Annotated in this window: 18 protein-coding genes and 1 tRNA gene; 3 read left to right on the top strand and 16 right to left on the bottom strand. The window is 38.3% G+C overall.

The features are described from left to right. Window positions 1-31: 31 nt before the first annotated feature. The 7 genes from SK642_RS03265 to SK642_RS03230 all read right to left on the bottom strand — a co-directional run bounded on the left by SK642_RS03265 (window position 32) and on the right by SK642_RS03230 (window position 17,632). The gene (locus tag SK642_RS03265; protein WP_033683356.1) at window positions 32-13,348 is read right to left on the bottom strand and encodes a YSIRK signal domain/LPXTG anchor domain surface protein; all 13,317 of its coding nucleotides are present in this window, start codon (window positions 13,346-13,348) and stop codon (window positions 32-34) included. 414 nt (window positions 13,349-13,762) lie between these two features. Continuing rightward, complete coding sequence (locus SK642_RS03260) at window positions 13,763-14,152, bottom strand: YtxH domain-containing protein (RefSeq protein ID WP_033683355.1); 390 nt, start codon at window positions 14,150-14,152, stop codon at window positions 13,763-13,765. Between the two features lie 15 nt (window positions 14,153-14,167). Next, the gene (locus tag SK642_RS03255) at window positions 14,168-14,551 is read right to left on the bottom strand and encodes a DUF948 domain-containing protein (protein WP_033683354.1); all 384 of its coding nucleotides are present in this window, start codon (window positions 14,549-14,551) and stop codon (window positions 14,168-14,170) included. Continuing rightward, entirely contained in the window at window positions 14,552-15,340 is a 789-nt protein-coding gene (gene lgt / locus SK642_RS03250) for a prolipoprotein diacylglyceryl transferase (RefSeq protein WP_033683353.1), read from the bottom strand. Next, complete coding sequence (hprK, locus tag SK642_RS03245) at window positions 15,333-16,268, bottom strand: HPr(Ser) kinase/phosphatase (RefSeq protein WP_033683352.1); 936 nt, start codon at window positions 16,266-16,268, stop codon at window positions 15,333-15,335. Before hprK ends, lgt begins: the two co-directional genes overlap by 8 nt. Before the next feature lie 328 nt (window positions 16,269-16,596). Then, window positions 16,597-16,773, bottom strand: coding sequence for a 30S ribosomal protein S21 (gene rpsU, locus SK642_RS03235; RefSeq protein WP_000048054.1), 177 nt, complete (start codon window positions 16,771-16,773; stop codon window positions 16,597-16,599). A 151-nt stretch (window positions 16,774-16,924) separates the two neighbouring features. Next, on the bottom strand, window positions 16,925-17,632 hold the full coding sequence (locus SK642_RS03230) for a glucosamine-6-phosphate deaminase (protein ID WP_033683351.1): 708 nt from the start codon (window positions 17,630-17,632) through the stop codon (window positions 16,925-16,927). A 150-nt stretch (window positions 17,633-17,782) separates the two neighbouring features. On the opposite strand from SK642_RS03230, the gene queA reads away from it, so the two are divergent. Further along, window positions 17,783-18,811, top strand: a complete 1,029-nt coding sequence (queA, locus tag SK642_RS03225) for a tRNA preQ1(34) S-adenosylmethionine ribosyltransferase-isomerase QueA (protein WP_033683350.1) — start codon at window positions 17,783-17,785, stop codon at window positions 18,809-18,811. A 154-nt stretch (window positions 18,812-18,965) separates the two neighbouring features. Here the strand turns inward: queA and SK642_RS03220 are convergent, their stop codons facing one another. Next, window positions 18,966-19,163 (bottom strand): hypothetical protein, encoded by a 198-nt coding sequence (locus SK642_RS03220; protein WP_033683349.1) that lies wholly within the window; start codon window positions 19,161-19,163, stop codon window positions 18,966-18,968. A 148-nt stretch (window positions 19,164-19,311) separates the two neighbouring features. Here SK642_RS03220 and SK642_RS03215 point away from each other — a divergent pair, with 148 nt between their 5' ends. Further along, on the top strand, window positions 19,312-19,920 hold the full coding sequence (locus SK642_RS03215) for a hypothetical protein (protein ID WP_051734068.1): 609 nt from the start codon (window positions 19,312-19,314) through the stop codon (window positions 19,918-19,920). 86 nt (window positions 19,921-20,006) lie between these two features. On the opposite strand, the gene SK642_RS10715 is transcribed toward SK642_RS03215, so the two are convergent. The 6 genes from SK642_RS10715 to SK642_RS03185 all read right to left on the bottom strand — a co-directional run bounded on the left by SK642_RS10715 (window position 20,007) and on the right by SK642_RS03185 (window position 25,000). Beyond that, window positions 20,007-20,210, bottom strand: coding sequence for a hypothetical protein (locus tag SK642_RS10715; RefSeq protein WP_033683346.1), 204 nt, complete (start codon window positions 20,208-20,210; stop codon window positions 20,007-20,009). 91 nt (window positions 20,211-20,301) lie between these two features. After that, window positions 20,302-21,162 (bottom strand): YihY/virulence factor BrkB family protein, encoded by an 861-nt coding sequence (locus SK642_RS03205; RefSeq protein WP_033683345.1) that lies wholly within the window; start codon window positions 21,160-21,162, stop codon window positions 20,302-20,304. A 27-nt stretch (window positions 21,163-21,189) separates the two neighbouring features. Then, on the bottom strand, window positions 21,190-23,244 hold the full coding sequence (locus SK642_RS03200) for a cation:proton antiporter (protein ID WP_033683344.1): 2,055 nt from the start codon (window positions 23,242-23,244) through the stop codon (window positions 21,190-21,192). A gap of 11 nt (window positions 23,245-23,255) precedes the next feature. After that, on the bottom strand, window positions 23,256-23,510 hold the full coding sequence (locus tag SK642_RS03195) for a hypothetical protein (RefSeq protein WP_033683343.1): 255 nt from the start codon (window positions 23,508-23,510) through the stop codon (window positions 23,256-23,258). Continuing rightward, complete coding sequence (locus SK642_RS03190; RefSeq protein ID WP_033683342.1) at window positions 23,503-24,060, bottom strand: tRNA (mnm(5)s(2)U34)-methyltransferase; 558 nt, start codon at window positions 24,058-24,060, stop codon at window positions 23,503-23,505. Before SK642_RS03190 ends, SK642_RS03195 begins: the two co-directional genes overlap by 8 nt. After that, window positions 24,044-25,000 (bottom strand): TIGR01212 family radical SAM protein, encoded by a 957-nt coding sequence (locus SK642_RS03185; protein ID WP_025169866.1) that lies wholly within the window; start codon window positions 24,998-25,000, stop codon window positions 24,044-24,046. The genes SK642_RS03190 and SK642_RS03185 overlap by 17 nt, the downstream gene beginning before the upstream one ends. Window positions 25,001-25,091: 91 nt before the next feature. On the opposite strand from SK642_RS03185, the gene SK642_RS03180 reads away from it, so the two are divergent. Beyond that, window positions 25,092-25,451, top strand: a complete 360-nt coding sequence (locus SK642_RS03180) for a DUF3397 family protein (RefSeq protein WP_012972478.1) — start codon at window positions 25,092-25,094, stop codon at window positions 25,449-25,451. A gap of 80 nt (window positions 25,452-25,531) precedes the next feature. Here SK642_RS03180 and SK642_RS03175 read toward each other — a convergent pair whose 3' ends face one another. After that, window positions 25,532-25,840 carry a hypothetical protein gene (locus SK642_RS03175; RefSeq protein ID WP_033683341.1) on the bottom strand — a complete coding sequence of 103 codons (309 nt, stop codon included), beginning with the start codon at window positions 25,838-25,840 and terminating at the stop codon, window positions 25,532-25,534. Between the two features lie 191 nt (window positions 25,841-26,031). After that, a tRNA-Thr gene (locus SK642_RS03170) sits at window positions 26,032-26,104 on the bottom strand. Between the last annotated feature and the right edge of the window lie 26 nt (window positions 26,105-26,130).

Below are 26,130 nucleotides of genomic sequence, written 5' to 3'. Positions count from 1 at the left end.
GAATGAATGTTGCTGTGACTAAATTTTTATTTTAGTCTTCTTTTTTCTTTCCCAAAGCAAGTCCTAGACCACTTAACATACCAAGAAGTCCTAGAGAGGCAAGAGTCGCATTTGATTCTGTTCCTGTATTTGGCAATACATTTTGAGAATCATTTGATTTAGCTCCATTGTCACTAGCATCTGTAGTATCTTCATGATTTGCATTCGGAGTAACTACATCTGGAATTGGAGTTGTTGGTGTAGGCGCAGGTGTATCTTGACCAGAATTTCCATTGGTAGCAGGTGTTACTGTGCCGTTCCCTGTATTTGGATCTTGTTCTAACACTACGGTTGGAGTACGTTTCGCTGGGGTTGTTACCACTGGAACTTCAACAGGATCTTTTCCTGGTTCTGTAATCTTAGCATTCCCTGGTACTTCACGGTCTGGTAAGTCTTTATTTGGTACTTTACCTTTTCCATCTTGTCCAATTATTACAACAATCGGTGTGCCATTCTTACCTGGAATTTCTACCTTCGTTCCTGGTGGGTATGTTGACCCATCTGGTTTCTTAGGTGTTACTGTTACATTACCTGTATTTGGATCTTGTTCTAACTCTACTGTTGGTGTCTTACGTGCTGGCGTTGTTACATCAACTGGTTTAGATGGTCTCTTATTCGGCTCTGTTACTGTTCCTTTTCCTGGCAAATCTCCTTTTGGAAGTTTACCATTTGGTACTTCACCTGATCCATTATCTCCAATAATCACTTCGATTGGAGTGTTATTGTCACCTGGGATAACTACCTTCGTTCCTGGTGGGTATGTTGTTCCATCTGGTTTCTTAGGTGTTACTACAGCATCTCCATTTGGTTTTCTTGTTATTTCAATTTCACCTGGTTGTTCTGTTTGAGGTGCATTTGGATCTAGTTTTTTCGGTGTTTTCACGTTTACTTCAACAGAAGGTTTTCCTGGTTCTGTAATCTTACCTATTCCTGGAACTTCACCGTCTGGTAAGTCTTTATTTGGTACTTTACCTTTTCCATCTTGTCCAATTATTACAACAATCGGTGTGCCATTCTTACCTGGAATTTCTACCTTCGTTCCTGGTGGGTATGTTGAACCGTCAGGTTTCTTAGGTGTTACAGTTACGTCCCCTGTGTTTGGATCTTGTTCTAACACTACTGTTGGTGTCTTACGTGCTGGCGTCGTTACATCAACTGGATTAGATGGTCTCTTATTCAGCTCTGTTACGATACCTTTTCCTGGTAAATCTCCTTTTGGAAGTTTATCATTTGGCACTTCACCTGATCCATTATCTCCAATAGTCACTTCGATTGGAGTATTATGATCTCCTGGGATAACTACCTTCGTTCCTGGTGGATATGTTGTTCCATCTGGTTTCTTAGGTGTTACTACAGCATCTCCATTTGGTTTTCTTGTAATTTCAATTTCACCTGGTTGTTCTGTTTGAGGTGCATTTGGATCTAATTTCTTAGGTGTTTTCACGTCTACTTCAACAGAAGGTTTACCTGGTTCTGTAATCTTACCTGTTCCTGGAACTTCACCGTCTGGTAAATCATTATTTGGTACTTTACCTTTACCGTCTTGTCCAATTGTTACAACGATTGGTGTTCCATTCTTACCTGGAATTTCCACTACTGTTCCTGGTGGGTACATTGACCCATCTGGTTTCTTAGGTGTTACTGTTACATCACCTGTATTTGGATCTTGTTCCAACTCTACTGTTGGAGTAAGTTTCGCTGGTGTTGTTACCACTGGAACTTCTACAGGATCTTTACCTGGTTCTGTAATCTTAGCATTCCCTGGTACTTCACGGTTTGGTAAGTCTTTATTCGGTACTTTTCCTTTACCATCTTCTCCTATTGTTACAACGATTGGTGTGCCATTCTTACCTGGAATTTCCACTGTTGTTCCTGGTGGATATGTTGTTCCATCTGGTTTCTTAGGTGTTACCGTTACGTCACCTGAATCTGGATCTTGTACCAACTCTACTGTTGGTGTCTTACGTGAAGGTGTTGTTACATTCACATTTTCATCAGGTTTTCCTGGCTCTAGAATTTTACCTGTTCCTGGAACATCTCCTTCTGGTAAGTCTTTATTCGGTACTTTTCCTTTTCCATCTTCTCCAATTGTTACGATGATTGGTGTGCCATTCTTACCTGGAATTTCTACCTTCGTTCCTGGTTGATAAATTGAACCATCTGGTTTCTTAGGTGTTACTGTCACATCACCCGTACTTGGATCTTGTTCCAACTCTATTGTTGGTGTCTTACGCGCTGGCGTTGTTACATCAACTGGATTAGATGGTCTCTTATTCGGTTCTGTTACGATACCTTTTCCTGGTAAATCTCCTTTTGGAAGTTTATCATTTGGTACTTCACCTGATCCATTATCTCCGATAGTAACTTCTATTGGAGTATTATGATCACCTGGGATAACTACCTTCGTTCCTGGTGGATATGTTGTTCCATCTGGTTTCTTAGGTGTTACCACAGCATCTCCATTTGGTTTTCTTGTAATTTCGATTCCACCTGGTTTTTCTGGTTTTTCTGTTTGTGATGCATTTGGATCTAGTTTTTTCGGTGTTTTCACTTCTAATTCAACAGAAGGTTTACCTGGCGGTGTAATTTTACCTGTTCCTGAAATTTCTCCATCTGGTAAGTCTTTATTTGGAATAATTACTTTTCCATCTGGTCCTGTTGTTACCACAATTGGTACTCCATTCTTACCTGGAATTTCTACCTTCGTTCCTGGAGGATATGTTGTTCCATCTGGTTTCTTAGGTGTTACTGTCACATCTCCTGTATTTGGATCTTGATCTAATACTAACGCTGGTATTAAGCGAGCTGGTGTTTCAACAGTAACTTTTTCAGGCGTTTTACCTGTACCAGGCTCAGTGATTGTTCCTGAACCTGAAACATTACCGTCTGGTAAGTCTTTATTTGGAACTTTTCCTTTACCATCTTCTCCGATTGTTACAACGATTGGTGTGCCATTCTTACCTGGAATTTCTACCTTCGTTCCTGATGGGTATGTTGTTCCATCTGGTTTCTTAGGTGTTACTGTTACTTCCCCTGTATCTGGATCTTGTTGTAACTCTACTGTTGGTGTCTTACGGGCTGGTGTTTCCACCTTCACATTTTCAACAGGTTTATTCGGTTCTGTTATCTTAGCATTACCTGGAGTGTTCCCGTCTGGTAATTCACTATTTGGAACTGTACCCTTACCATTTTGTCCAATTTCTACTCTAATTGGGTTTCCATCTTTACCTGGAATTTCCACTACTGTTCCTGGTGGATAAGTTTCTTCACCTGGTTTCTTAGGTGTTACTGTTACATCACCAGTGTTTGGATTTTGTTCCAACTCTACTGTTGGTGTCTTACGTGCTGGTGTTGTCACATTTACAGGTTGTGATGGTTTCTTATTCGGTTCTGTTACTGTTCCAGTTCCAGGTTTAGCATCTTTTGGCAAGCTATCATTTGGAACTGTTCCTGAACCATCATTTCCTATCGTTACTTCGATAGTTGTTCCATCTTCTCCAGGGATTTCAACCTTAGTTCCTGGCGGATATGTTCCTCCTGGTTTCTTAGGTGTTACAATAGCATCTCCATTTTCTTTACGAGTAATTGCAATCTCTGTTGGAGCATCTGTTTCTGGTAAAGTTGGATCAATTCGTTTTGGTGTTTCCACTTTAACATCTTCAGGATCTTTACCATTTTCTGTAATTTTACCTGTTCCTGGTGTTTTATCTTCTGGTAAATTACTGTTTGAAACTTTTCCTTTACCGCCTTCTTCTATAGTTACGACAATAGGTGTTCCATTCTTACCTGGAATTTCCACTGTTGTTCCTGGTGGATATGTTGATCCATCTGGTTTCTTAGGCGTTACAGTAACATCTCCTGTTTTTGGATCTTGTTCTAACTCAATTGTTGATGGTTTACGAGCTGGTGTTGTTACCTCTACAGGTTTAGATGGTGCTTTATTCGGTTCTGTTACTACTCCTGTTCCTGGTTTATCAGTTTTTGGAAGTTTATCGTTTGGAACTGTTCCTGAACCGTCATTTCCAATTGTAACTTCGATTGGAGTATTGTCATTTCCTGGAATTGTTACAGTTGTTCCTGGTGGATATGTTCCTCCACCTGGTTTCGTTGGTGTTACGATTGCATCACCATTTTCTTTACGAGTAATTCCTATACTTGGAGTTTGAGTCGTAGGAACTTTTGGATCTGTTCCGTTTTTCTTCTCTTCCTCATCTGGAATTCCATCGTTATCATCATCTGAATCTTCTTTATCTGGAATTCCATCGCCATCTGTGTCTCGTAGGATAGTTACTGGAACTTCGACCTTAATTTCCTCAGTTTCTTTTCCAGTTTTTCCATCTTTTTCTTTTGTAATTTTAACAGGAATGTTGATTTGACGTTCTTCTTCATCTTTGTCCCAATTATCTACTGTTGGAGTTCCTGTTAACTCACCATTTCCATTAACTGACAATCCATTTACTGGTGGATTTTCTGTTGTAATTGTAGCACCTGGTTTATTTGGTGTTACAACTGTAACTGGTGGAACTTCAGCTTTTTCTCTTACAGGGGCTGGTGGTGTCACAGTTCCTGTAAGTTTATCTGCTAGTTTTGGATTTTTATCTTGATCATCTGGAATACCATCATTATCATCATCTGAATCATCTTTATCTGGTGTTCCATCTCCATCTGTATCTCTTAATACATTGACTACAACATCTTTTTCAACTGGTGTATCACCTTCATGTGTTACAGTTACTTTTATCGTTACAGTACGATTTTCTTCGATTTCTCCCCAGTCTTTAATGTCTGGTGTTCCAGTAACTTTACCATCAGGAGTTACTGTTAATCCATTCTTAGGTGTTGGAGTAATAGTACTATTATCTTTGTTAGGTGTCACCACTTTATCACTTGTATATGCTTTATTTTCAATTACATCTACTGGTGTTCCTACTTCAACTGTTAATGGTTTTCCAGCAGTTTCTGTAGATGATTGACTTGTTAAGTCTGTTGTTTTACTTGTTACTTGCGCAGTAACTGGTGAACCATCTTTTACTTTATCCGCAGGAATAGTAACTTTACCATTTGTATCAACAGCAACTGTTGGATCAGAGCTTGTCCAAGTTCCATCTCCAGCTTTTGTTACTGTTACTGTTTGTGGCGTATTATCTTCACCTGTATATGTGATAGTTGTAGTTCCTTCTCCAGTTAATATCGGTGTAATTTCTACTGTTCCGTTTTCTTTTGGTGTAACTGTTGGAGCTTGTGGTTTCACTTTAACAATTACATCAGTTGTTTCTGTTGAACCATCTTCATAAGTAATTGTCACTGGAATTGTATGTTTAGTATCTGGAGTTACAGTTGGTAATGGTGATGTTTTTTCCACTACACTTGTAATCTTCGCAGCTGTGAAATCTTTCATTTCACTTCCATCTACTACTCCAGTAACCCCTGTTTTTCCTGATAAATCAGAATTTGTTAATGGAGAATCTACTTCTTTAATAACATCAACAGTTGTTACTTTGTGAGGTGTTGTTGTATATGTCGCATCATCAGATTCTACAGCTGAACCACCTGTACCTTTTGTTGCTTTGGCAGTCACACTAGTTCCTACTAATTTTTTAGGAATTTCTAATGAACCATTACGGAATACGACACCTTCTTTTGGTGTTTCAAGTTCCCATCCAGAATCTTTCTTCACTAGTGTTACAGTTCCATCTGTTAATGGAATCGTTACTTTATCTCCATCTGTTGGTGGCGTTACTTTAACATTTCCATTTTGCCATTGTGAAATAGTTGGAGCTGCTGGTTTTTCTTCTTTTACAACTACATGTACAGTTACTTTATTTCCTGCTTTTCCTTGGCTATCAACAGGTTGAAGCGTTACAGTATAAACTCCTGCCGTTGGATTGGCTGGAAGACCAGTAACATTAACAGTACCTGTCCCGAAAGGTTTATCCGTAGTACGATCATCTTCAGTATCAGACACCGTTACTAATTCTTTTAATAAATCTTCTGTAAGTGCTGTTCCAGCAGTATAAACTTTTGGATTTTCTTGTGTTCCTACTGCTGCATCTTTCAACGTTACTACTGGAGCATCATTGGTTACTGTAATAACTTGCCATTTTCCTGCTGGTGTTGCATTTTGTCCAGTTTCAGGTTTGTAATCTACTCGTAATCCTAATCCGCTAGTATAATTATCTGTATTATCTCCAGAAGCAACCTCTTCTTTAATAAGAAGTTTTTTATTATTATCTGTTTCTTTTAGGGTAATGCTTACTTTGTTTTCAGCTTTATTGCCTTCATTAATACTATTTGTAATTCCTTGTACAAAGTTATTTGCATTTGTAACTCCAGCTGGTGTTGCAGGATCTACTTGCCAATCCCCACCATTTTCATTACGAACAAGGACAATACTATTTGGCGTATTATCAGTATCAGTACTGTTATGGAATCGTAACTCGATTCGTTTTGCATCATGTGGCACTGTTACATCAATATGCTTGCTACCAGCAATCGTAGCAGAAGGTGAGTAATCTCCCATTGTAACTACTTTAGGATCACTCGTTTTAGAAACATCTGTATTTCCAACTTTGTTCACTACTGTAATAGCTGATGGTTGAGTTGTTTCTCCGTTTTTGTTTTCACTTTGACGAAGTTTTACATTATCTGGTAATGTTGCTGTCCAAGTATCTCCATTAATAGTTACTTGTCCATTTTTACTTGATAAAACTGTATTATCTTTATCATTTAAGCGTACTTCTACAACTCTATCATTATTATTATCTAATGTAAATCCACCTAATGTACCACTAATCGTACGTGTAGTTGATGAAACTGCATCCTGATTAAACGTTGGTTTTGGAGATGCTACATGGAATGTAACCTCTTTTTCGATGCTAGCAGGTGTATAAACTTTAGCAGTTTTTCCATCGATACTCTTTGTATAGAATCCTGCACCAGATGAGAATTTCACTAATGCTTTATAATCCGTTACTACACCTGGTTTATTAAACTCAGTAGTAGTTGTAATTTCAGCATTATTCTTACTCCATTTGAAGTTCATTCCTGCTGGGTAATATTTATCATCACCATTATTATTTTGACCGTCGACTACTTCCACATAATTATGAGAGTCTTTACCATTATTTGCATTTGCTGCATCAACTAGTTTAGTCCCTAACTCAACTGTTTCTGGACTATTTCTAACTTCAACATCTACTACTTTATATTTATATTTATAAGTACCAGTGTTTCCTGTAGCGTCAGTAACCGTTACTTCTCCAACACGTTCTCCTAAATCAGCTGTAGATGTAGATGTGTTTGTTGCTTCAGTAATCTTAACGTTTGTTCCACTTGTCCAAGGACCAGTTTTCTCAATACTTGTTCCATTTGGAAGTCCTGTTACATTAATCTTATTAATGTTGTTTCTGTCATCTCTTACATTGAATGTTGGGTTAAATGTTGAACCTCTAAACACCACAAAGTTAGCTGTAGTATTTTCATCTTTTGTTAACAACATTCCATCCATTGTTGCACTTGGTTCATTCGCATCTGCTTTTACGACAGGGATTTGAATTTCGTCTCTTGAATGGTCTGGATATTCGATAGTTGCACCAACATAGTGAGAACCATCAGGATTTTGCTTAATAGCTCCGTCTTCCTTCATAGAAATCTTCAAACCAGCAGTTGTATTATCTATTTTTATAGGGCCACGAGTTGAATTAAAGGTAATATTTGATTTCAGTGCATCAAAATCTGACTGACTAATTTTCGCACTTGTAGCATTAACATCCACATTCACTGGTTGAGCTGAAACCTGTGGTTCATATTTTGTTGCTTGAGTTAGAACTTTAAAGACTACATTTGTAGGATGTTCAGACGTATTTCTTATCTCATTTGTTGCAGCATCTCTTGCATACATACCACGAGTATATTCGTCTGTATCAGCCCACGGTGTTGTACCTGATTTGTATTCACTTACTTTTCCTGTTACTAGGATATTTCTTGGAGCATCTACTTCTACATTATCAGTACGAGGTAATCCATTATGAGTTAATCCTGGGAATCCTAATCCGCTAGATGTATTACCATTTATTTCTCTGAATATAGCTTGTACTAATTTCCCAGAATTATCTGTTACAACACCAATATTAAGATCTGTCTCTTCCGTTGGAGTTACATAGACAACTTGTCTACCATTAGCATCAACTACTTTTTCTTTTCCGTCTGGGGCAAATGTAAATACAGGTGGTTCTTTATCTCCCGCTTTAGAATTAGCAGTTGTTGTATCACTATCTACACTGTCTGTTGTCACAGATTTAGCTGTTACTTCAGCTACATCTTTAATAGCACGGTCTTTAATAGTCACAACACCAGTTTCAGGATCAATCGTTACACCGTCTCCAGGTGCACCGCTTGTTAATGACCATCTATTTCCATTTTTAGTAGCTGTCACTGTAATAGTAGAATCATTTGGATGTTTATAAGTAAAGTTTAATGTGTTAACATTTTCTTCACTTACTGGAGTTACTGTTACATCTCCATTTTCTAAAGGAGCAATTGTTGGTGCTGTTGGTTTAACACGGAATGTTTGATCTCTTTCAATTGTAGCAGGTGTGTAAACTTTAACTTCCTTACCATCAATCGTTTTTGTATAGAAACCAGCACCTGATTTAAACTCAACTAGTGGTTTGTACTCCGTTACTATACCTGGTCTAGTTAATCTAGTGTTATTAGCAACTTCAGCTGTTACTTTTTTCCACTTGAATCTCATACCATCTGGATAATATTTTTCTTCTCCATCTGGATTAGTACCATCAACTACTTTTACATAATTATGAGAATCTCCTAATTGTGTATTTAATGAGACTGTTTTTGGTGTTTCTCTAATTGCAACATCTACAACTTTATATTTGAATTTATAAGTTTTCTCATTGTTTAGTGCATCTTTTACAACAATACTTGCTTCATGATCTCCTAATTGAGCATTATTTGTTGCTGTAATAGCATCTCCTGCTACTTGAACATCTGCTCCAGTTTTAGACCAGTTTCCTGTTGCTGAGAAATTATTTCCACTTGGTAAGCCTGATACACTTACGCTTTTCACGCTATTTTTATCGTCACTTACTCTTAATGTTGGATTAAATGTAGAACCTTTAAAGACTACAAATGAATAATCTGTAGCTGTTTCTGACAATTCTTTACCATTTATTGTTACTCTTGGTGCTGTTGTATCAGATTTAGCAACTGGAATTCTAACATCTTCCGTTGAATGGTCTGGATATTCGATTCTGGCACTTACATAGTATGAACCATTTGAAGAATCTTGCTTAATTGCACCATTATCATTCATCGTGATATTTAAACCAGTAGTTCTATTGTTAGAATTATTACTAATTTTCACATCACCACGTTCTGAAGTGAAAGTAATATTTGATTTAATTGCATCAAACTCTGCTTGAGTAACCGTTGCACCTGAAGCAGTGATATCCTTATCAATTACTTGATTTCCAACGTGTGGATCGTATTTCGTTGCTTGCGTTAAAACTTTTAATTTAACACGAGTTGGATTTGAAACATTTTCAGTTTGATCTCTCATTTCCTTAAGTGCAGCATCTTTTGCCACAACAAAACGTGTTATTTCAACATTATCAGTCCAAGCTGCATTACCATTACGCTCTGGTAGCTTACCTGAAACAATGATATCTCTTGGAGCATCAACATCTCCATTATTTGTTTTAGCTACTTCATTATAGGTAATACCTGAACCTAAGCCTTGAATACCAAATACTTTATTAGCTTTATCTGCGAATTTCACCTCAGATAATTTACCAGAGTTATCTGTTACTGTACCAATCTTTAAGTTTGTATCTTCTGTCGGAGTGATATATGCTACTTGCTCTCCTCCTGTTTCAACTCTTGTTTCTTTTCCATTAGGAGTAAACTTGAATTTAGGTGGTTCATTATCTCCAACGTTTGAAGTTTTTGTTGTTGGATCACTTTCTACATTGTCATTTGTTTTAGATTTTGCAGTAACTGGATCAGAATCTTTGATAGCTCTGTCTTTAATAGTTACCTTTCCTGTAGTTTTATCAATCGTCACACCATCAGCTGGAGCATTACTTAATGTCCATCCATTTCCTGTTTTTGTTGCTGTAACAGTTTTTGGCGTGTTATTCGGATCATTATAAGTGAAATTAAATGTATTAACATTTTCTTCAACCACTGGCGTTACTGTAACATCCCCATTTGTTTCTGGCGTTACTGTTGGTGCAGTAGGTTTAATTTGAACCTCAATGTTTTTCGTTAAATAGGCTCTATTTGTAATTTCAGAAACATTATCACCTGTAACTCCAGTACGAGGAACTGTTTGAACTCCATTCGTTCCTGCATAATTTTCAGGGAAATAAGCTGCTGCTTTTACAACATGTTTACCTGGTGTATTGAAAGTAACATTATTCTTAACAGCGTTATCTGGTTGAATAAATCTAAATTTCATTCCACCTGGGAAGAAACTATCATTGTGAGTTGTCCCATCAGTTGTTCTTAAGTAACTATTGGCATCATTTAGTGAAGTACCTTTATTTCCTTTAACAACTAAAGTACCATCTTGTCTAATTTCACCTTTACCATCTTCAAACTCTAAATCAACGACTTCTGTTCTAAATTTCACCGTAGATTTATTGCCTTTATCAACATTACCGCTTTGGTCGTCTGACACTTTAAAAGTAGCCGTATGTTTTCCTAATGGTGCATCCGCAGCAACTGTCCCAGTAACACTTGTTGTTCCTGGATTTTTTTCTACTGCTCCTGTTTTTGAAAGAGTTGTTCCATTATTAAAAGTAACACCTTTTGGTAATCCACCTTCATATTTTAAGTTTACTTTTCCTTTAGGATCATTATCATACATTGATAATGGAACATTTAAAGTTGCTCCTCTATAAATACGAGTTACTGGAGATGTTGATTCATTGTCTGTTAATACAGTTGATTTGTTTCCATTTGTCGGATTAGTCATTTTAACCGTTGGAGCTTGGTTATCTGGAGCATCCGTCGGTGTAACTCCATCACTTCGTTCTGAAGTAACAACTCCATTATTATCTACAGTTGTGATGGCTGTAATCGGTGTTCCAGGTAATGCTTCTGCTACAGTAATTGTTGCTGTAGCCCCATTTGTTTTTCCTGTTCCGATAACTTTGTTACCACTATATAGAGTAACTGTAGAGCCTGTTTTAACTCCTGTACCAACATTTACTGTGATTCGTTGATTTGTTAAACCTTTTTTATGTTGCACATCACTTGCTGTGATTGTAGGTTTTTTAGGATTAACTGTAAAGTAAACTCTTCCATCTGATCCTGATTTTGCATCTTCCGAAGTTGAACCATCATGATATCTTGCGATTGCAGTATAAGTAAACTTCCCAGCATTTGCTGTACTTGGAGCAGAATTATTTTTCCAACTCCAACTCATTCCAGCAGGGAAATCTCCGCTACCCTTACGTGTAATATATTTATCTGCTACAGGATTACCTGTGTTAGGAATTGTATCTCCGACGACTTTCGTATGAGAGCTACCTTGGATAGGATACAGTTTCGCTTGTTTTTCTCTTAAGGTTGGTTGAACTGGTTGGTCTGGATAATCTGTATATATCGGTTCATTTGCATCTCGTCCTGAAATGAATGTATATGCTTGGTTAGTAGTTGCTCCATAAGTACCCGCAACTGCTAATGCAAATGCATCTCTTACCTGGTCATCAGTTACTCCAGATTTCAACTTAGCTTTCACCTGCATATGTACTGCAGCTGTTTTATCCTCTGTTTTAACCCCAAAACCATATGAATATTTGTTAAATTTGCTTTCCGTTCTTGTAACCGCATGGATTAAAAGCGGATCATTACTATTTCCTTTAAACGTATCACGCATATCTCCGTCATAACTATTGTTATGTCTAATATCTAAGCCATAGAAATACGTTAATTTTTTCCAAGCTGGACCATAATCAGATGAATCATTTAAGAAATTAACATTATATGAACCCGTTCTAGTAAATCTTTCTGGATTTTGAGAAAGAGTGCCAGAGTTCCCATTTCTTGTATAAGTTTCAAACTTCAAGTCTCTTAAAGTATTACCTTTATAGGTACCATTACTATTTAAATCTAAAATTTGAGGTGGTAATATTAAGCGATAGATTTGATATCTACTTAAGTTCGCCATTGCAGTACCATCATTGTTGAAGAAGACATCATAAGTTACATAACGTTCTCCGCCAATTGTTGTCGTTTTAGCGAACATATCTACTTTATTTTCTGTATATTCTCTTAATCCATTTCTTACAACTCTACTTCCATCACTTGCACGGTGACGTTGATAAATTAATAAGTTGTCACTTGAATCCCATGTTGAAGAAATTGAAGCTGCTCTTACATTTGTCCCCTTCTCAATCTTCTCTCCATTACGCGGATCATGAGAACCTGAAGTCAAACGAAGGGTAGAAATTTTAACAGAGTTAAACATTCTCTTCACACGCTTTGTTAGATCTTCAATATCGTTAGGAGAAATGGTTGTATTCTGAATAACCCCTTGGGCTAATCCCAAGAGTTCGTTAGCTTTTTCAAGTACTTCTTTAGTTGATTCATGTTCAGGAAGCTCAAGAACTGCTGCTTGTAATTGATCAGCAGACAATTTTAGCGATTCTTTCTTATCTGAAATAGTTTTATCAGCTTCACTTAGTTCAGAAGTGGTTTTATTATCTTTGATTTCAGTCTTATTCTCAGTTGCATTTTCTTGAACCTTGCTTGATTCTTTAGCAGCATTTGATAAAGCAGTTAAATCACTTTCTAAAAGGGGAAGTAGTTCATCTACATCCTTCTGAGTTGCAGTATCACTGCCTAGTAGGGCTTGCCCTTTTTGAACTCTGTCCTTAATCGGAGAAATAACTGAGTTGTCAAGATCTGATTTCGATGAAAGAGTAGCATTTAACTCTTCAACTACTTTTCTTAATTTCGCTTTATCAATCGCTTTGACAACGCTTTCAATATTAGTTGCCGTTTCCTTTTCTGAAGGATTCTGTGCAACTTCTACTTTGTTATCGGTAGGTTGTTGAATCTCTGCAAGTGATTTTTCCTTCTCTTTCTGGTTAACCACATCTGTGGTATTTTGTGAATTGTTTTCAATCACACTATCTGCACTCACCACGCGCGCACCTAAAAACATCAGTGCTGCAACAGCTACTGATGCCGCACCAAAGCTATATTTACGAATAGAGAAGCGTAGAACCTTTTCACGTTGGTGACGTTCTACTCTACTTAGTGAATTCGATTTGTTTCCCATTTTTCCTCCTTATGTCAAGACATAAAATCAAATTAAAAAGTAATTTTTTATAGCTAAACCCAAGTAGGAATATAACCATAAAAAATCACTATGATGAGCATTCTACACATCACAGCTATCACAGCTATCACAGCTATCACAGCTATCACAGCTATCACAGCTCAATTATACCACATTCAACATATTTAATCAAATATGTAGCGTTAGACTGCTTAAAATTCGAGAGAGATTTTATATTTAGAGATAATATTATTAATATGTTAATTGTTTGTATTTCAAAAACAAATCTATTCATAGAAAAAGTAGATGAATTTCTTTTCATTCAAGGTTTTATCCACATAAAAAAACCTATAAGCTCTATAGAGGTATAATCCACTAGAGAGTTTATAGGACCTAGAATAGTTACTATTTATTTTATTCTTCTCTTATATCAATCACAATCTCTTCTGATTCATCAAGAGTTTCAGCCTTTTCTTGCCATTGCTCCTTGAGATTATTAAATTGATTTTTTGATGCTTCTGTGGCTTGAAAAGCGTATGATTTAGCTTGAGCAAGTACACTGTCTACAGTGATTTCCCCTGACTCAACCTGTTCTTTGGTTTTCAGAACAAAATCTGTTGCCTGTTCCTTAACTTCTGTCAGTTTTTCACAGATCTGCTCCTTGGCATACTCAGGATCTTCTCTCAAATCATCCAGAAAATCTTGAGCTTGACTGCAAACTTGTTTGCCCTTATCGCTTGTTAAAAACAAGGCAAGAGCTGCACCTGAAACGGTTCCTAAAAGGATTGAGGATAGTTTACCCATAAGGATTCTCCTTTTTTATTTTTTGAAAAATTTACTTGCAAAACGAAGAGCTGACAAACTTGCACCAGTCTTAAGTGTTTTTGAACCAGCTGATGAAGCTTTCTTGCTCAAGACACGCGCATGGTCATTGAGGTCTGAAACAGATAGAGATAAATCAGCAACAGCACTAAAGAGTGGATCAATCGTTGCCACCTTAACATTGATATCATCTGCCAAGACATTGACCTTAGCCAATAATTCATTGGTATGATGCAAGGTCACATCCACATCTGAAGTCAAGGTTTTAATCGTCTTCTCTGTTTCATCGATAACACGTCCAAGCTTTTGTACAGTGATAATCAGATAGACCAAAAAGACAATCAAAGCAAGGGCTACAAGAATATATGCAACTTCTAACATTTAGTTTTCCTCCTCAGTAAAATAGTAAGGGGCCTTCTTTCGATTTTGATATAGAATGATAAAAATTCCAAGACCGATAAGAACAACTGATAGCCATTGAGACACTCGAAGTCCAAAGAACATGAGGCTATCTGTTCGCATACCTTCGATGACCATACGACCAAAACCATACCAAATCAAGTAGAAAGCAGTGATATGACCTCGTCTGAGACTCTTCCATTTTCGTCTCAATATCAGAATCAAGGCAAATCCAAGTAAATTCCATAGAGACTCATAAAGGAAGGTCGGCTGACGGTAGCTCCCTTCAATATACATCTGGTCACGGATAAAGCCAGGTAGATAATCCAGATTATCCACTGCTGCACCATAGGCTTCTTGGTTAAAGAAATTGCCCCAGCGACCTAAACTTTGGGCAATCATGACGCTAGGCGCCGCAATATCTAGAAAATCCCAAGTATTGATGAGTTTGCGATCAGCAAAGATATAGAGAACAAGAGCCCCTGTAATCAAACCGCCATAAATGGCTAAACCACCATTCCAAATAGCAAAAATTTCTCCCAAGTTCTGACTATAGTAATCAAAACGGAAAATAACATAGTAGAGCCGTGCTCCTAAAATAGCCAAAGGAAAGGCTACCAAGATAAAATCTAAAATATCGTCTGGTATGATCTTCTTTCTAGGCGCTTCTTTCATGGTTAAATAAACCGCAAGAATTAAGCCTGTCACAATACACAAGGCATACCAACGAATGGCTAGAGGGCCAAGATGAATAGCAATTGGATCAAGCATCATGCACCTCGTTTTGAGCAATAAGATTTGTCAAGCGTTCCTCGAACAAACGAGTCGCATCAAAGCCCATTTCCTTGGCACGATAATTCATGGCAGTGGCCTCAATCACAACAGAGATATTACGACCTGTTTTCACTGGAATGCGGATACGAGGAATAGATACGCCAGAAATTTCTAATTCCTCTGCATTGTTACCAAGACGATCAAAAGTCTTATGCGTATCATAATTTTCCAAGTAAACAGCCAGCTGAACTTGAGAAGAATCCTTGACGGCACTGGCACCGTAGAGGCTCATAATATCGATAATCCCAACCCCACGAATTTCAATCAAGTGTTTCAAGATTTCAGCAGGTTCTCCCCAAAGAGTTAATTCATCCTTAGAGTAAATATCTACCCGATCATCTGCTACCAAGCGGTGGCCACGTTTGACAAGCTCCAGACCTGTCTCACTCTTACCGATACCACTATCGCCTTGAATCAAGACACCCATCCCATAGATATCCATCAAGACTCCGTGAACACTAGTACGTTCCGCCAAACGAGAATCAAGGTAATTAGATAACTCTCCAGACAAACGACTAGTAGCCGTACGGCTGGTTAAAATGGCAATCTTACACTCTCTAGCTGCCTTTAACATTTCCTCTGGAACCACCAAACCACGAGCAACAATGACCGCAGGTGTCTCAGGTAAAAACATTTTTTTCAAAACTTCATAACGGCTGTTAGAAGGCATGCCAATCAAATATGACCACTCCTTCATCCCCAAGAGCTGGATCCGTTCTGGAGTATAGTAATCAAAATAGCCTGTCATTTCAAGACCAGGTCGCGTAATATCCGCTGTATTGATTTCCTTTTCAAGTAATTCTGGTTCGCCATAGACAATGTCTAGTCTAAGCTTTTCTATCACTTCTTTTACTAAAACCGACATCATTTCCTCCTTCAAGTGAGTTCTTCTCTCTATTATATCAAATTGTAGAAGGATATTTCAGATTTTTGCAGGCTTTGAGGTATTTATTTATACTCAATGAAAATCAAAGAGCAAACTAGGAAACTAGCCGCAGGTTGCTCAAAACACCGTTTTGAGGTTGTAGATGGAACTGACGAAGTCAGCTCAAAGCACTGCTTTGAGGTTGTAGATGAAACTGACGAAGTCAGTAACCATATCTACGGCAAGGCGACGTTGACACGGTTTGAATTTGATTTTCGAAGAGTATTAAAAGAAAAAGGACTAGATTTCTCTAGCCTTTCATTTCTAATTAGAATTTTTTACGTTTACGAGCTGCTTCTGATTTACGTTTACGTTTTACAGAAGGTTTTTCATAGAATTCACGTTTGCGTGTTTCTTGAAGAGTACCAGCTTTAGTAACCGCACGTTTGAAACGACGAAGTGCGTCGTCAAGAGATTCATTCTTACGTACTACTGTTTTAGACATTTTTTTTCACTCCCTTCAAGTTCAGTATCTATTATATTCTACACGTAAAAGGAATAATTGTCAAGAAAAAATGCGGTTTAATTTTGATTTTTTCTTCCATTTATACAAGAGTTGAAAGCGTTCAATGGAACACAATGAACGGTTTTTCTTTTTATTTTTCAAGTAAGCTGAGCGCTTCAGCATCTGCGATAATAGTCACATCAGGGTGATTTTGGAGGCTACTTGCTGGTAGACTCTCAGTCACTGGACCAGACACGGTTCCGGCAATGGCTTCTGCTTTTGATTCACCATAAGCAAAGAGAAGGATTGACTTGGCATCCAAGATGTTTTTAATCCCCATTGAAATGGCTTGGGTTGGGACGTCTTCAATTTTGTCAAAGAAGCGAGCATTAGCTTCAATAGTAGACTGATCAAGTTCGACTAGATGCGTTTGACTGTCAAATGGAGTACCAGGTTCATTAAATCCAATATGTCCATTGCGACCGATTCCCAAGATTTGGAGGTCAACTGGATGGTCAGCCAAAATTTGATTGTAGCGTTCTACTTCAGCTTCAGCATTGTCCTTAACTCCACGAGGTAAGAAACTTTCCTTAAATGGTTTTTGGTTGAACAAGTTTTCCTGCATGAAGTAACGATAAGACTGTGGATTATCCCCATCAAGTCCTACATACTCATCAAGGTTGACACTTGTTAGATTTGAAAAATCAAGGTCACTCTCAACAATTTCCTTGTAAAATTCAAGCGGGCTGCTTCCTGTCGCAAGTCCCAATGTTTGAGCACCATTGGCTAATTTTTCCTTCAAAATCTCAAAAGCGACTTTCCCACCTTCAACTTGGTTTTCAACTTTAATGACTTTCATCTTTTTATCCTCCATTTCTATCTATATTTATTATATGGTATAGACCAATTTTTGTCAAGTGAAAACGATTTAATTTCTAAAAAAAGAGCGTCCAAACTTGAAACATGTTATAATGGATAAGATTAGAACTTAGAAAGAATGAACAGATATATGAATACAGCTGATTTTGATTTCCACTTGCCTGAGGAATTGATTGCCCAAACACCCCTTGAAAAACGAGATGCCTCTAAACTCCTCATCGTCAATCGTGAGACGGGAGCAATGCAGGATAAACACTTCCACTCTATTATTGATATGCTGGAACCTGGTGATGCTCTTGTTATGAATGACACCCGTGTTCTCCCTGCCCGCCTCTATGGTCAAAAGGAAGAAACTGGGGGTCATGTAGAACTTCTCCTCCTCAAAAACACTGCTGGAGATGAGTGGGAAGTTCTGGCTAAACCTGCCAAACGCCTCAAGGTTGGCACTCGTGTCAGCTTTGGTGATGGTCGCCTCAGCGCTGTCGTTACGGAAGAATTGACCCACGGGGGCCGTATTGTCCGCTTTGAATACCAAGGAATTTTCCTAGAAGTTTTGGAAAGTCTGGGAGAAATGCCGCTGCCGCCTTATATCCACGAAAAATTGGATGACCGTGAACGTTATCAAACCGTCTACGCTAAAGAAAGTGGCTCTGCTGCTGCACCTACTGCTGGTCTCCACTTCACCAAAGAACTGCTAGCAGAAATCCAAGCCAAGGGGGTTCATCTAGTCTATCTGACTCTTCATGTCGGGCTCGGAACCTTTAGACCTGTCTCTGTAGACAATCTGGACGAACACGAAATGCACTCAGAATTCTATCAACTTTCTGAGGAAGCTGCTGCCACCCTTCGCTCTGTCAAGGAAAATGGTGGTCGCGTTATCGCTGTTGGAACCACTTCTATCCGCACATTGGAGACTATTGGTTCCAAGTTCGATGGACAAATTCAGGCAGATTCTGGCTGGACCAACATCTTTATCAAACCTGGATACCAATGGAAAGTTGTAGATGCCTTCTCAACCAATTTCCACCTGCCAAAATCAACTCTGGTCATGTTGGTTTCTGCCTTTGCAGGCCGTGAATTAGTCTTAGATGCCTACCACCATGCCATCCAAGAACGCTACCGCTTCTTTAGTTTTGGCGATGCCATGTTTATCTATTAATTTTCAAATTCAAAAAACGCATATTATCAGGCAAAATCCTTTGGTGCTCTAAGCTTTTCTAATGATAGGACAGGTCGCAAAAAAGTCTGAAAAGCTCTCAGAATCGTCGTTTTACTAAGATAAATATGTAATCTTTTTTTGAAAATACGTCTATTTATTTTTTATTGTTTTTTATTGTACTGCAGACCCAAGCGAATGAACATAGGTTGTAAAAAGCAAATGAAAAAACTGCGAGGATAATAGCTCCTGTATCTAAATAACCCTTTTCAAGGCCGTTTTTCAACAACAACAAGCCTATAGTTTCGATAACGATCAAATATAAAAATATATAAAAAATTTTCGCATTAAGCATATTGTTACCGCTTTCTTTTTATTTGGTTTTTCTTTTTATTTGGTTTTATTGTATAATAAAAGTTGAAAAAAATCAAAAATACAAAGGAGTTTCCGTTATGTCTAAGATGTCTAAATGCATGTGTTTGCTAGCTATGTCTGTTTTCTGTATGTCTAGCATTTCCCCGTCGCTTGTTGTTTTTGCTGATGATAGCTTATCGGCAAACTCTAAAGTTGTATCTGGTGAGACTCAGTTTAAGAATGGCTCATCAGTGCGGTTCGGAGATACGCAAGTAAATATTTTAAGTGATGAAGTTCTTGAGGTGGTCAATCCAGATGGAAGTGTAGACACTATTGAACAACGTGCTGATGGTGTCTATATCAATGGGTCATTTTATATGGATTATCAAAAGAATGAAATCGACCTAAATATAACTTTTAGATCATACGATCCTAATGTTTGGAATTACGTCAACACAATACATGGGAATAAACAAGCTAACACATTCGCTAATTTCATGGCTGATGCTGGACTAAGTTTTATAATTAGTAAGATAGGTGCTGTATTGGGAGGTCCATGGGGTGCAATAATTGGTGGAGCATTTTGGGGTATACAAGCTTATGAGAGTTACTTGGAGTCACAAAGCCCATATCCATACTACATAACAAATACTTATATCCATGTTGCTCAAAGAAAATGGAAGTTTATCACTGGATACTATAGAAACTCAGATTATACTGGGTATGAAAAAACCGAAACAACCTACGTGAATTTCTAAAATATAAACCCTGCCTAGATATAAAGGCAGGGTTTATATTTTAGTTAATTGTTCAAGTAATTTGTAAGCATAATACTTGCGAAACTCTATTTGTTCAAGCGGTTCAAAAGTTCTTGTTTTTTAACCTCAAGCTTAGCTCTCCTTTGCTCGATTTCTTCACGTTTTTGGGCGATTTCTGCTTGCGCCTCGGGAGTTTCCAAAGTGCCTTGCGACTTGTGAAATTCTACTAGCATATCAACGATTTTTGGGTCTAATTCGTTGACATAATCAGGATTTGACCATTTCGGCACGTTGCTTTCAGGTGCTTGCTTTTTGCCGCCTTTTTGGAGTCAGTACACATCAACCTTGATAGTATGCGTTTTGTAATGAATTAAAAATTCGTTAGTCTTTTCTAAAATTCAGATCTTTCAAACTCTGCACACTGGCATTGATCACCGCGCCGACAATCAAAATCTTAGCGATGAGAATAAACCAGAACATCATGACCACCACGACAACGGAACTGAAGAAACGAACGTCCACGAGGTGATTAACATAGTTGTTGACATAGACTGAAAAGATATTGAGCAGTAAGAGCAAGGTCAACAAGACAAAGGTGCTACCTGGCAATACATGTCGAATGCGTCGCACCTTAACATTGGGCAGGAAATAATAAAGCATGACCAAGATAGCAAAAATCAAGGCATAGACTAAGGGACCTGTTAGGTCTTGCAGATAATTAAAGAGAGGACTATCTGATTTCCAGTAACTTTTGATAAGGTTGAGGAGCATGCGACCAAAGACACTCAGAAAGAGAGCTAAAGCAAAGAGAATCTGCAGACCAAAACTGACAAATAAACTCATGAGCTGATGGGAAATCATTCCTCTATTTTTGGCTACTCCGTAAGCTTTATTAAAGGCTTTCTGCAGGAAGTTCATGGATTTTGAAAAGGTCCAGAGAGCTGACAAAACTGCAAAACTCAATAAGCCTGTAGAAGGTTGGGTCAGTACTTCTGTAATAATCTTTGCGACCACATCATAAACCGTATCTGGCAAAAATTCATTGACAACCTTTAAAAAATTGGAAACTGGAATCTGAAAATAGGGGAGCATATTGACCACCACCAAAAGCAGGGGGAAAATCGAAATCAACCAATAGTAGGCTACTGCGACACTGGTCAACTCACTATCGGAAGCTTGATAATAATGCAAAAAAGCTTTTACTAAAGGCTTGTCTGTCAGCTTTTGCCACCACTTCTTCATATCACACTCCTTCACTTATAAACTTGATTAATTTCTTCTTACCAATTCCACCATATCATAAGGCAGGGTATTGGCAGCTTCCTTCAGAGAATAGTTCTCTAAGTTATTGACATTTTGTCGTAACTTCTTGGCATACTTGGTCGTAATCAATCGTTTCTCTTCGTATTCGAAAATCAACTTACGCTCCAGATAATAGCCTCTCAGCATTTCATCGATATTGTTAGGCTTGACACGATTGATAACCCGTTCGACAAAGGCACCACTGGTGATGATAGCTGTTTCTCGGAGACGAGAATCCTGCATGAAACTAATCAAAGAACTCTTATAAACCCCTTTTAGGTTCTCCAAACTTTCGATAATCATCTCTGTATTTTCTAGATAGAGCTCTGCAATTTGGTCATAGTCAAGGGCTCTGAGTTTCTGTGATTCTTCATTTTTCCAACTACGGAAGGTCTTACCTAAGGTAAAGGTTTCGTGAAGGAGAAAACGTAAAATCCGTAAGGAAACAAGGAAATAATAGGTCAATCGTGAAGCAAACTTGCGATTGATACTTTGTTCCATGTTTTTCAGATAACGCTGGTAAACCCGATAAGCACGCTCACTCATCTTGTCTTCCTCGTAAGCCTGTTCCAATCCATCACTCTCAATACTGAGGATAAGAAGTTTCAAGGCCTCCCAATCCTCCTTAGCATTTTTATTTTCTTGGCTTAGGATAAGGTTTTCTATTCGTCCATGATAATTGTCAATGGCTGCATAGAGAGGGAGCTTATTCTTATGAGTTTCAAGTTCCTTTTCTAACTCCAAAGTAACCTCATTTAAAATAGCGATATGCATGAGATAATCCTTACTTTCTTCCTGTTCATCAGAAAGATGAGGCAAGACCAAGAGACCTGTTAAAAAGCTGACAAGCGTCACACCTGCAACAAGGAAAAGTAAAATTGGATATTCCTGCTCTAAATCACTTGGTATCAGAAGAATCGTAGCAATTGACACCGTTCCCTTGACACCTGAGAAGGTCAAGAGAAGCATGTCCTTCATATACTTATTTAGCTTTTTCTTAAGACGTAGAGTCCTATAGGCATAATAGCCATAAATCATGACAAAACGGATAGCAAAGAGGACAAAGGTAAGGGCTATAAGAGATACCAATAACAGTAAGGGATTATAGATTGGATTGGTCAAGATAGGTTCTGCTATCATTTCCAGCTCCATCCCTAAAATCACAAAGACAGAACCGTTGAGCATAAAGTTCACTGTGTGCCAGACCGTCTCGGTAACCGTATCCACTTGGGCTTCGAGGAGCGTAATTTTCTTAAAACGGCTTGCCTTTAAAATTCCAGCAACCACAACGGCAATAATCCCTGAAACATGGACTTCTTCTGCCAGAAAGAAAGTCACCAGAGGCAAACTCAATTCTAATAAAAGTTCACTAGCAATATCCGTTGCTCGCACACTTAGCAAGAAAGTATGTAGGAAGCGATTAGTCATGGCTGTTAAAAAGCCTATCAAAAAACCGCCTAAGATTGAAAAGATGAGCGAACTACTAGCTTGCCCAAGGGAAAATGCTCCTGTTGTCCAAGCTGTCAAAGCTACCTGAAAAGCCACCAAGCCAGAAGCATCATTCAAGAGTCCTTCACCCTTAAGGATATTGGACACGCGCTTAGGAAAGCTAAAACGCTCCGAAAGAGAGGCAAAGGCAACCAAGTCCGTAGGGCCAAGGGCTGCCCCAACAGCCAAGCAAGCTGCCAAGGGAAGGCTGAGCCAAAGAAGATGAGCCAAGCCACCCAAACTCAGGGTCGAGATGAAAATCACTGGAAATATGAGATAAACAATGATTCGCCAGTGTTTTAAAATAGCCGTAATATCTGCTTCCTCCGACTCTCGGAAAAGCAAGGGCCCGATAACTAGGGCCAAAAACAACTCTGTATTGAGGTGAAAGTCGGTATTGGGTAAAAAGAGACCAATCACGATTCCCAAAAGAATTTGCACCAAAGGGAGAGGCAAAAAGGGCAGGAGTTTATTGGTTGTACTCGAGACAATCAAAACCAGTAAAAATAGGATGAGGTAAATCAGTAATTCCACGCACTTCCTCCTTAATCTTTTTTACAACAGGATTCAAATATCTCCTTCTGCTCTTTAATCTTTTGATCAATCTTGGAACAATCTTTGTGCTCAATTTTTCGCTGGCACCGTTCCATTTCAAGAGCTACTAATTTTTTCTTGATTTTAAGCATTTTTTTGCTCATATGCGCTTGGTCTAACACACCCACTGCACGTTCGTGGATTGTTGACTCAACAAAATTCTGGCGCATGGCATCTAGCTTTTCACGTAGGTATTGTTTATCCATGTCTATATCTCTCTAATTTTTCAATCATCACTAAAAATGGTGGGTTGTTGACTTGGTTTAAAGTTCGATAAATGGCAGCTGTGTACTCTTGTTGATTCAACCAGCTAACAAAATCCAAGACAGCATCTCGCTCAATATCTCCTCCCTCATGACCATAGTAGATCATAATGGCAATCCGTCCACCATTGACAAGCAAACGACACAGCTTGTCTAAGGCTTCAATAGTTGTCTGAGGCTTGGTAATGACGGACTTATCAGCCGACGGCAGATAACCCAGATTAAAAATCCCTGCCTTGGCTTCTGTCACAAACTGGTCCAGAGTCTCATGGCCTTGCAAGATTAACTGGGCATTTGTGTAACCAGCCTGGTCCAAACGCTCTTGGGTTTTTTCCAAGGCTTGCTTCTGAATATCAAAGGCATAGACTTGCTTGGCTAGCTTGGCTAAAAAAAGGGTATCGTGGCCATTTCCCATTGTCGCATCCACAACGATATCCTCTTTTGTCACTACTTCAGCCAAAAAATCATGTGCCATCTCAAGTGGTCTTTTCATTTTCAAACTCCTGTTTTACAGCCTTACATCCTTGTACACTTCCACGACGTCGCATCTCAGTTTCAATAGCATTTAACACTTCCCATTTATTGAGGCTCCACATAGGACCAATCAGCATATCTCTAGGTGCATCTCCCGTGATTCGATGAATGACGATATGCTTGGGAATGATTTCCAGTTGGTCACAGATGACCTTAACATATTCGTCCTGACTCATCAACTGCAAGCGTCCTTCGTGGTAATCCCGTTGCATACGAGTATTGGTCATAAGGTGAAGCAAGTGCAGTTTAATTCCTTGAATATCGTTATCCGTGACACAGCGGCGGACATTTTCAATCATCATCTCATGGGTTTCACCAGGTAAACCATTGATCAAATGGGAAACAATCTCAATTTTGGGATACTTTCTCAAACGCTTAACCGTTTCCACGTACAATTCATAGGAGTGGGCGCGGTTAATCAGATCAGAGGTTGTTTCATAAGTAGTCTGCAAGCCCAATTCAACCGTCACATGCATGCGTTCCGACAACTCAGCCAAATATTCGATTGTTTCATCTGGCAAACAGTCTGGCCGTGTTCCTATATTGATTCCTACTACACCTGGCTCATTGATAGCCTGCTCATAGCGCTCTCGAATCACTTCCACCTTTTCATGGGTGTTGGTAAAATTTTGAAAATAAACCAGATACTTCTGAACATCCGGCCACTTGCGGTGCATAAAATCAATTTCCTTATAAAATTGCTCACGGATAGGCGCATCTGGTGCTACAATAGCATCTCCAGAACCTGAAACCGTACAAAAAGTACAGCCCCCATGAGCCACAGTTCCATCACGATTGGGACAGTCAAATCCCGCATCAATAGGGACTTTAAAAGTCTTTTCTCCAAAGAGTTTTCGATAATAATCATTCAAGGTATTATAAGATTTCATAACTTTCATTATAACAAAAAACACCTACAATCTCAAAAGCCTGACTTTCCTATAAATTCCTCTGTTTCTCGTTTCCATTAGCCATTTTTTATGATACAATATGGATATGATTTTAATGAAATTAGCATCTATTTTATTATTGATACTGACTTTAGTAGTCTGCATTATCATAACCAAACTTTTTAGATTAAAAAAACTAGGACGAAACTTTGCGGATTTGGCTTTTCCAGTCTTGGTATTTGAGTATTACCTGATCACAGCTAAAACCTTTACCCATAATTTTCTTCCTAGACTGGGCCTAGCCCTCTCACTTCTAGCTATTATCCTCGTTTTTTTCTTTCTTTTGAAAAAACGTAGCTTTTACTATCCTAAATTCATCAAATTCTTCTGGCGTGCAGGATTCTTATTGACTCTTGTCATGTATATCGAGATGATTGTTGAATTGATGGCTCAGAAATAAAAAAATGAAATCAAAAACACCTCAATCAAACTAAAATACAATGATTGAAGTGTTTTTCTTTATATCTTTTTTAATAATTTCTATTTACTCTCTTTATCAGGAAATAGATAACCAATCCCTACACAAGCTAGGACACCTGCTCCAATGACCAAGCCACTTGAAATTGGCAACAGATCCAAAATTGCATTCGCAATGATAAAGGCGATAATCAAACACATCAGACTAGCCTTGTAGTCTTTTTTCAAAAGATTTTCTAGGGCAAAATAGAGGAACAAGCCTACCGGAATCAATGGCCAGAGGTTGATATTCAAACTTGGCCAGCCAACAGAACCAAAATACAATACTGTCGCTGCTGCTAGTAAAAATACAATCCCCAATACTTTTTTCATTTCTTTATCTCCAATTTCTTTTTTTAGCAACTTGAGTTGTCTAATACTGTCCCCTCACGTCCCTTACAAAAATCATTATAGCAGAGGGTAGTTCCAAGAACAAGGTCTTTTGCCTATCTGGTCTATATTACGATCTAAGTGGTTAAATCGTTAAGATAAAAGAAAAGAAGCCCTAATGAGCTTCTTCACTTTGCCGATTGCAGGGATTGAACCTGTGACCTAGGCTTTACGAGTGCCTTGCTCTACCAACTGAGCTAAATCGGCGATTACACTTACAGTATAGCACTCTG

Origin of the sequence: Streptococcus mitis (assembly GCF_000722705.1) — a bacterium.
In the GTDB taxonomy this organism is placed as follows: domain Bacteria; phylum Bacillota; class Bacilli; order Lactobacillales; family Streptococcaceae; genus Streptococcus; species Streptococcus mitis_P.
Note: the sequence above shows the minus strand (reverse complement) of the source record. Positions and strands in the feature narration are given on the sequence as shown.

Excerpts from the sequence above, each read along its gene's own strand:
- SK642_RS03180 (WP_012972478.1), top strand. The coding sequence starts at position 25,092 with ATGGATATGATTTTAATGAAATTAGCATCTATTTTATTATTGATACTG.
- SK642_RS03195 (WP_033683343.1), bottom strand. The coding sequence starts at position 23,510 with ATGGATAAACAATACCTACGTGAAAAGCTAGATGCCATGCGCCAGAAT.
- SK642_RS03220 (WP_033683349.1), bottom strand. The coding sequence starts at position 19,163 with ATGCTTAATGCGAAAATTTTTTATATATTTTTATATTTGATCGTTATC.
- SK642_RS03175 (WP_033683341.1), bottom strand. The coding sequence starts at position 25,840 with ATGAAAAAAGTATTGGGGATTGTATTTTTACTAGCAGCAGCGACAGTA.
- SK642_RS03265 (WP_033683356.1), bottom strand. The coding sequence starts at position 13,348 with ATGGGAAACAAATCGAATTCACTAAGTAGAGTAGAACGTCACCAACGT.
- SK642_RS03205 (WP_033683345.1), bottom strand. The coding sequence starts at position 21,162 with ATGAAGAAGTGGTGGCAAAAGCTGACAGACAAGCCTTTAGTAAAAGCT.
- queA (WP_033683350.1), top strand. The coding sequence starts at position 17,783 with ATGAATACAGCTGATTTTGATTTCCACTTGCCTGAGGAATTGATTGCC.
- SK642_RS03215 (WP_051734068.1), top strand. The coding sequence starts at position 19,312 with ATGTCTAGCATTTCCCCGTCGCTTGTTGTTTTTGCTGATGATAGCTTA.
- lgt (WP_033683353.1), bottom strand. The coding sequence starts at position 15,340 with ATGCTTGATCCAATTGCTATTCATCTTGGCCCTCTAGCCATTCGTTGG.
- hprK (WP_033683352.1), bottom strand. The coding sequence starts at position 16,268 with ATGTCGGTTTTAGTAAAAGAAGTGATAGAAAAGCTTAGACTAGACATT.
- SK642_RS03260 (WP_033683355.1), bottom strand. The coding sequence starts at position 14,152 with ATGGGTAAACTATCCTCAATCCTTTTAGGAACCGTTTCAGGTGCAGCT.
- SK642_RS03190 (WP_033683342.1), bottom strand. The coding sequence starts at position 24,060 with ATGAAAAGACCACTTGAGATGGCACATGATTTTTTGGCTGAAGTAGTG.
- SK642_RS03230 (WP_033683351.1), bottom strand. The coding sequence starts at position 17,632 with ATGAAAGTCATTAAAGTTGAAAACCAAGTTGAAGGTGGGAAAGTCGCT.
- SK642_RS03185 (WP_025169866.1), bottom strand. The coding sequence starts at position 25,000 with ATGAAAGTTATGAAATCTTATAATACCTTGAATGATTATTATCGAAAA.
- rpsU (WP_000048054.1), bottom strand. The coding sequence starts at position 16,773 with ATGTCTAAAACAGTAGTACGTAAGAATGAATCTCTTGACGACGCACTT.
- SK642_RS03255 (WP_033683354.1), bottom strand. The coding sequence starts at position 14,551 with ATGTTAGAAGTTGCATATATTCTTGTAGCCCTTGCTTTGATTGTCTTT.